This window comes from Prosthecobacter sp., from assembly GCF_044373815.1.
Lineage (GTDB): Bacteria > Verrucomicrobiota > Verrucomicrobiia > Verrucomicrobiales > Verrucomicrobiaceae > Prosthecobacter.
Map to the genome: position 1 here is coordinate 1 of NZ_JBIPNG010000341.1, position 7,239 is coordinate 7,239.

The window sequence follows — 7,239 nt, forward strand, 5'->3', positions numbered from 1 at the left end:
GGAGGTGGGCAAAGGTCAGCTGATCGTTTTCGTCGTTACTTTGATTGGAACCCTCGCCACCGATCTACTCATTGGCATTGCAGCGGGCATCGTCGTCAAACTTGTGCAGCATGTCATCAGCGGCACGCCCTTTGGCAACCTCTTCATTCCACATGCCGAGATCATGAAAGATGGGGAACACCCCATCATGCACGTGAAAAAAACAGCCATTTTCAGCAACTGGCTTGGCCTCCGCAACCATCTTTTCTCACTCAGTGACCATGCCAGGGTGAAAGTCGATCTCTCAGGCACCGATCTGGTCGATCATACGGTCATCAAGAAACTCGAGGAAATGGTGCAGGACTGGAAGATTGAAAATCGCGAACTCATCATCGCTGGGCTTGAAGACCACGTTCCTGTTTCCCCCCATCCGCAGGCGGCACGGTACCGCCGTCAGACCGTTTGAATAAGATTCTTGGGTGGCAGAGCAAAAGAGCGAGCCGGTCCCGCTCTCCAGGTCAGACAGTGGGCGCCTGGAGCGGAATCACTACCTCGATTCGTAGTCCCTGAGGCATCACGCTGCTGGCTGTCAGCTCGCCGCCAGACTGCCGTGCCCTTGCACGCATGCCCACCATGCCGAGGCTGGGACTGTAAATGATTTCTCCAGTTTGATTGGGCAGGCCCTTGCCGTTGTCCTCGATGGTGAGAAGAATTTTTTGATCCCGATGCGCCAGGCGGACCTTCACCTCCGTGGCTTCGGAATGCCGGGCGATGTTGGTGAAAGCCTCCTGGGCGATGCGGAAAAGATGAGTTTCCGTTTCATCTGCAAGCCGCCCCGTGAAGTCAGAATCGTAATCCACTTTCAGGCGCGTGCGCTGGCCGAACTTTTCCGCCAGCCAGCGCAGTCCGGCATCCAGGCCAAAATCATCCAGAATGACGGGCCGCAGCAGATGCGAGAGTTCGCGGACGTTGGCGATGGATTCATCCACCAGATGCAGGCAATCGGCGCGCAGTGAAGGAAGATCCTGGGTGGAGCCCTTGGTCAGATTGGAGCGCACGGCGGCCAGCGACTGGCCCAGCTCATCGTGCAGTTCATGGGAGAAGCGTCGTGCGGCCTGTTCCTGAGTCTGCAACATGTGCCAGGACACGCGGCTCAGCTCCTCGGACTGCCAGCGAATGCGCTGGATGCTCTTGCGGGCAAAGGCAATGGTCAGGATAGCGCATATCGCGGCCAGGACGGTGCTGGACCCCAGCAGCAAGGTGGAATCATCACTGAGAGCCTGCGACTGCTGCTCCAACTGGTGTTCGGTCTTGGTGAGATGCTCTGAACTACTTTTGATGAGTTTGTTGACCAGTTCGACGACCTGTCCGTGATGCAGGAACAGGGTCTCCAACTTGTCCCGCTGCACCGGCTCATTACTTTCCAGCAGCCGATGTGATTCCTGGGTGAAGGCTTTGACGCCTCTGTCCAGATCCGCCCACAACTCCGCATCCGCCAGAGATCGCACCTCCGGCCCCAATCGAGAAATCTGGCGGTCGCTTTCATCCAGCTCCTGCAAGAGCTTGGCCAGATCGGCGCGCTTGAGTTCAAACTGGGCGAACTGATGCAGCACCCCGGTCATGGTGTTTTCCTCCGACTGGACATCCTGCCGAAGACGGGCGATGAGGAACTGGTCCCGCGCCATCTGCTCCACACCGTGCCGGATGCCCTGGCTCTGGCGCACGGCAATGAGGCCCGCAGTGCCAAGCAGCACCATCACCAGCAGGAAACCGAGTGCGAGAACGCGCAGCACGTAGCGTTCGGTGATGCGCAGGAAGGTGAACGACATGACGACAGGAAAAAAACTCAAACCCCTTCAACCATGGGTATGGACAGCGGTGACCTAGAGGAACCCTGAATCTGAAAAAAGGAAACCATGCCGGTCTGAATATCATACAAAGCTCCGACGAGCACCAGTTCACCCGCATCAATCATACGCGCGAGTGTGCTGCTGCGCTCCGTGATCATGCGCATGGTGCGCAGCACGTTCCGGCGTGAGACTTCGTTGGAGTAGGCCTCTTTCTCTCCGGGCAGCCAGGCGCTATCGCGCTTGCAGGTCTTGAGATCGACTGACTGTTGAATCTCGATGACGAGCGAATCGAGATTCACACAGCCCGTGGCTTCGGCGGCGGTTTGATTGCTGCAAATGAGATCCACGGCGGCATTGACCGCACCACAGGAGGTGTGCCCCATGACCAGAATCATCTTCGCACCCGCCACGGCGCAGCTGTACTCCATGCTTCCGAGCACCTTGTCGCGCGCGATGTTGCCCGCGATCCGAACACTGAAAACATCCCCCAGACTCAGGTCAAAAACGAGTTCTGCCGGCGTGCGCGAATCAATGCAGCTGAGCACCACCGCCATGGGGAACTGACCGGCGGAAGTCACATCCACCAAACGGCCGATGTCACGTGTGAGGTGCCTGCCTTCGCGGAACCGCTCGTTTCCTTCCTTGAAGATTTCCAGCACCCGTTCCGGCGTCAGGCTGTTCTGCACTTCGCGGCTGCTGTAATTCAAAAACTGAATGCGGTCTATGATCTGGGGATATTTGTCTTTGAATCCCGCCAGACTGAGCTGGATGCCGCGTGCCTTCGCCGTCTTGTGCTGGAAATCGTGGATCAGGTCCAGAATATCCGCGTCAATGTAGTCCGTGCTGCGCGCATCGAGGAGAACATGGCCGCCCTTTGGAACACTGCGCAGGGTTTCCTCGAGCGTGCCACGGCTTAAAAAACTCACCTGATTGGCCAGTTCAATGCGCAGGACGTCGCCCGTGATGTGCTGCTCCATGAACTTGCGCAGAGGACGGCGCATGTTGCTGTGCAAAATGAATCCTATGCTGACTGCAAGACCAATGACGATGCCAATCAACAGATCTGTCAGAACGATGGCAACGACAGTGATGATGAAGGGTAGAAACTGGTTCTTTCCTTCACTCCACATCTGTTTGACCAGGCTGGGACTGGCGAGCTTGAGCCCGGTCATGAGCAGAATGGCTCCAAGCGCGGCAAGCGGGATCTGGTTCAGCAAGCCGGGCACCAGCAGAACGCAGCCCAGCAGCAGGAAGCCATGAAAAACAGCGGAGAGCTTGGTTTTGCCGCCGGCATTGATGTTCACACTGCTGCGTACAATCACGCTCGTCATGGGCAGCCCGCCGATCAGACCTGCGGTAACGTTGCCAATCCCCTGCGCGATGAGCTCCCGGTTGGGAGGACTGCTGCGCTGCTGCGGATCAATCTTGTCCACCGCCTCAAGGTTGAGCAGCGTCTCCAGGCTGGCGACGATGGCGATGGTGATGGCCGCGCCGTACACCGCCGGATTGGCCAGAGCGGAAAAATTTGGAAACACCAGGAAGCCGACAAACGCGCTGAGGTCTTTCGCCACCGGAACCTGAACCAGGTGCGAGGCTTCGATAACCCATGCGGCGCTGCCATACTGCTTTAGCAGCATGCTGACCCCCACCCCCAGCAGAACGACCATCAGCGGGGCGGGCACCACGCTGTTTTTCAAAGGCTTGATCTTGTCCCAAAAAACCATCAGCAAGATGGAAAGCACACCGACCAGCGCGGCACCGGGCTGGATGTCAAACAAAGCGGACCAAATTTCGGTGAACGTGTTCTCATGGTCGGGCTGCTCGAAACCCATGTCACCTTCCGGGTCGGGGTCGTGCCCGATGACGTGGGGAATTTGTTTGAGGATGAGGATAACACCAATGGCGGCCAGCAGGCCCTTGATCACACTCGAAGGGAAAAACGCAGCAATGAAACCCGCACGACAGACCCCGAGGATGATCTGCAGCACACCCGCAAACATCACCGCCAGCAGGAACACATCAAAAGCCCCCAGCTTGGTGATCTGCGCCGCCACAATGGCGGTCAAACCTGCGGCAGGTCCGCTGACGCTCGTTTGAGAACCGCTGAGAACTCCGACCAAAATGCCGCCGATGATCCCTGCCACGACACCCGAAAAGAGCGGCGCATTGGATGCCAGCGCCACCCCCAGACAGAGCGGTAGAGCCACAAGAAAGACGACGAGGCCAGCCGAGAGATCTTTGAAAAAGGTTGCAGATGAGGTCGGGGAAGTGGCAGGCATGCAGAGTGAATAGGGTGACAAAAAGGTGGGATACTTTATCTGAACCTGCCCTTCAAACGAAGCCAAGAACAAAACGGCCTTAGATTTTCATCACCTGCTCAATCCTTTAGCCAACCCGCTTAAATCTTTAGTCGATCAAACCGTTGCGAATGGAGAAACGCACCAGTTCGCCGATGGAGTGAAGGTTGAGCTTTTCCATAATCCGGCCGCGATGAGCCTCCACAGTGTACACGCTCAGGTTCAGCACCGAGGCGATTTCCTTGTTGGTCTTGCTCTCCGAGATCATCTGCAGCACCTCCCGTTCCCGTGGTGAGAGCAGGTCGATCGGGTTGGTGACATGCTTGCGATAGTCGTCCAGCACCGCGTCGCTGACCTCCGGGCTAAGAAATCCTTTGCCGTTGGCGACGGCTCTGACAGCCGAAAGAAGATCGCTTTCGTTGCTGTCCTTCAACAAATAGCCATTGGCTCCTGCGCGCAGCATTTCACGCACATAGACAGAGTCTTTCTGCATGGAGAGCGCCAGGATGCGCGCCTTCGGCACTGCCTTGGTGATCTGCCGCGCCGCCTCGATGCCGTTGAGCTCGGGCATCGTCACGTCCAGCACCACCACATCCGGCTGGAGATTGATGGCCTTTTCCACCGCCTCCCGTCCGTTGGCGGCCTCTCCCACGACCTCCATGTCCCACTGCGCAGCGAGGATCATGCGAAAGCCGTTGCGGACCACGGCGTGGTCATCGGCAAGAAGTATGCGGGTTAATTTGGCAGACATGAGGATATCAGAATAGCTAACGAGCGGCAAAGAGCAAAATCTGCGGTCATTTTGTGGGAACCCACCACAAGCAGTCGTCCAATCCTGCGCCACACCTCCTCCAATGTCAGCCTTCCGCCTATCCAGAATCAGCCTCATCATCGCCTTGATGCCGATGCTGAGCCAAGCCCAGTCCACGGTCAAGGCTCCCGATGGAGGTGGCTCGCTGGCTGAAGAGCTGACGCTCGAAATGCCCGAAATCGTCATTGAGGGCAAGGCCGAGAGCCTCATTGGCATCGCCACCTCCGCCTCGAAAGGCCAGACCAGCACCAAGGAACTGCTGGCACGGCCCTTTTCACGTCGTGGCGAGTTGTTGGAAAGCATCCCGGGCTTCATCGCCACCCAGCACAGCGGTGATGGCAAGGCGAACCAGTACTACCTGCGCGGCACGAACCTCGATCACGGCACCGACTTTGCCATCTACGTTGATGGCATGCCGGTGAACCTGCGCAACCACGCGCACGGCCAGGGCTATGCAGACACGAACTTCATCATCCCGGAACTGGTCGGTCAGCTCGAATACTGGAAGGGCACCTACTACGCGCAGCATGGTGATCTCAGCTCCACCGGGGCGGCGCGTTTCAAGCTGCTGGACGCCCTGCCCCAGGGCATCGTCTCCACCACCTGGGGCGAATATGATTATTCGCGCACACTGGTCGCAGATACGATCCAGGCCGGTGCCGGGCAGCTCACCGTGGCCTTGGAGCATCAGTTCTACAACGGCCCCTGGGATATGCATTCAGATGCCACCCGCTTGAACGGTTTCCTGCGCTGGCACTGGGAGGACGCCAAGGACAAGATCAATCTGACCTTCATGGGCTATCACGGCAAATGGAAGTCCACCGATCAGGTGCCGCAGCGCGCCGTCGACAGCGGTCTGATAAGTCGTTATGGAAACCTCGACCCCACCGACGGTGGCAATTCACAGCGCTACAGCCTGTCGTTCGACTGGGTCCGCAATGAAGGCCGCACCACCACGCGTGCCAATGCCTATGCGGGCTTTTACGACCTCGATCTGTTTTCCAATTTCACCTTCTACTTGGACAGCTTCGCGCGTGGCGACACCCTGGGTGACCAGTTCGAACAAAAGGACCATCGCTGGTTTCTCGGCGGCGAACTCGCGCGTGACTGGCACTTCGATGCCATGGGCCAGGAGCAGCGTTTCACACTCGGCATGCAGCTGCGCACCGACATCATCACCGGCCTCGGTCTCTACAACACCTCTCAACGTCAGCGCTGGAACACCGTGCGGCAGGATGACATCACCCAGTCCACCTACGGCCTGTACGCGGAGGCTGAGCTCAAGCCCGTGCGCTGGCTGCGCATCATCCCCGGTCTGCGCGGCGACGTGTTTCAATTCAACGTGGAAAAGAGCAACCTTCCGGAGAATGCCGGGTCGCTGACCAAGGGCATCGTCAGTCCAAAGCTCAGCATGGTGTTCGGCCCCTGGGCCAAGACTGAGTTCTACGTAAACGCCGGCATGGGCTTCCACAGCAATGACGCACGCGGCGTGAACATCACCACCGATCCTAACACGGGCCTCCCGGCTGATCGGGTCAATCCACTGGTGCGCACCTACGGCGCCGAAATCGGCATTCGCAACGAGTCCATTCCCAAGCTGGTCAACACACTCTCCTTTTGGATGCTGCACAGCGATTCGGAGCTGATCTACACGGGTGATGCCGGCACCACCGAGCCCGGAGCAGCCTCAATGCGCAAGGGCATCGAACTTTCCAGCTACTGGCGTCCCGAGGATTGGGTCATGGTCGACATCGAGGCAACGTTGACCGACGCGCACTTGGTCAACACCGATCCGCCCAACCAAAAGATCCCCAACTCCATTCCCTACACGTTTAACGGCGGCATCACTCTCGGCGGTGCGCAGGGCTTCTTCGGCTCGTTGCGTGCTCGTTACTTCGCACCACGGCCCTTGGATTCAGTGGTGGACGTCAAAACGCGTGAGTCATTGCAGGTCAATGCCCGCCTCGGCTATCGCAAGAACAATTGGGAGATCGCCATGGACTGCCTGAACCTGCTCAACCGCAGTGACTACGACGTGGCTTATTACTATGCCTCCCAGCTTAAAAGTGATGCCACCCCGGTCGATGGCGTGCACGTACACCCCATCGAACCGCGCATGTTTCGCCTCTCGGTGACCTACCGCTTCTAGGCGGAGGTTTTCACGGTGCCCAGTCGGCAAAGAAACAGCCCTGCCCTGTTGTCAAAGCTTCCAGAGCATACGACCTTGTGCCCCCATGTCTCTGCCGCGACTGCTCGCCCTTCTCCTTAGCACTTCTGCCACACTCACCGCGCAGGTGGCCAG

At 58.1% G+C, this 7,239-nt stretch carries 4 protein-coding genes and 1 pseudogene; 2 read left to right on the forward strand and 3 right to left on the reverse strand.

The annotated features are described in order from the left end of the window. Positions 1-445, forward strand: a pseudogene (locus tag ACIREA_RS22485) (SulP family inorganic anion transporter); the annotation flags it as partial. A 52-nt stretch (positions 446-497) separates the two neighbouring features. Here ACIREA_RS22485 and ACIREA_RS22490 read toward each other — a convergent pair. The 3 genes from ACIREA_RS22490 to ACIREA_RS22500 all read right to left on the reverse strand — a co-directional run bounded on the left by ACIREA_RS22490 (position 498) and on the right by ACIREA_RS22500 (position 4,877). Continuing rightward, positions 498-1,808, reverse strand: coding sequence for a sensor histidine kinase (locus ACIREA_RS22490; protein ID WP_397384595.1), 1,311 nt, complete (start codon positions 1,806-1,808; stop codon positions 498-500). A 17-nt stretch (positions 1,809-1,825) separates the two neighbouring features. Further along, positions 1,826-4,108, reverse strand: coding sequence for a bifunctional SulP family inorganic anion transporter/carbonic anhydrase (locus tag ACIREA_RS22495; protein ID WP_397384596.1), 2,283 nt, complete (start codon positions 4,106-4,108; stop codon positions 1,826-1,828). A gap of 127 nt (positions 4,109-4,235) precedes the next feature. Next, positions 4,236-4,877, reverse strand: a complete 642-nt coding sequence (locus ACIREA_RS22500) for a response regulator (protein ID WP_397384597.1) — start codon at positions 4,875-4,877, stop codon at positions 4,236-4,238. A gap of 103 nt (positions 4,878-4,980) precedes the next feature. On the opposite strand from ACIREA_RS22500, the gene ACIREA_RS22505 reads away from it, so the two are divergent. Further along, the gene (locus ACIREA_RS22505; RefSeq protein ID WP_397384598.1) at positions 4,981-7,086 is read left to right on the forward strand and encodes a TonB-dependent receptor; all 2,106 of its coding nucleotides are present in this window, start codon (positions 4,981-4,983) and stop codon (positions 7,084-7,086) included. The last annotated feature ends 153 nt before the right edge of the window (positions 7,087-7,239 follow it).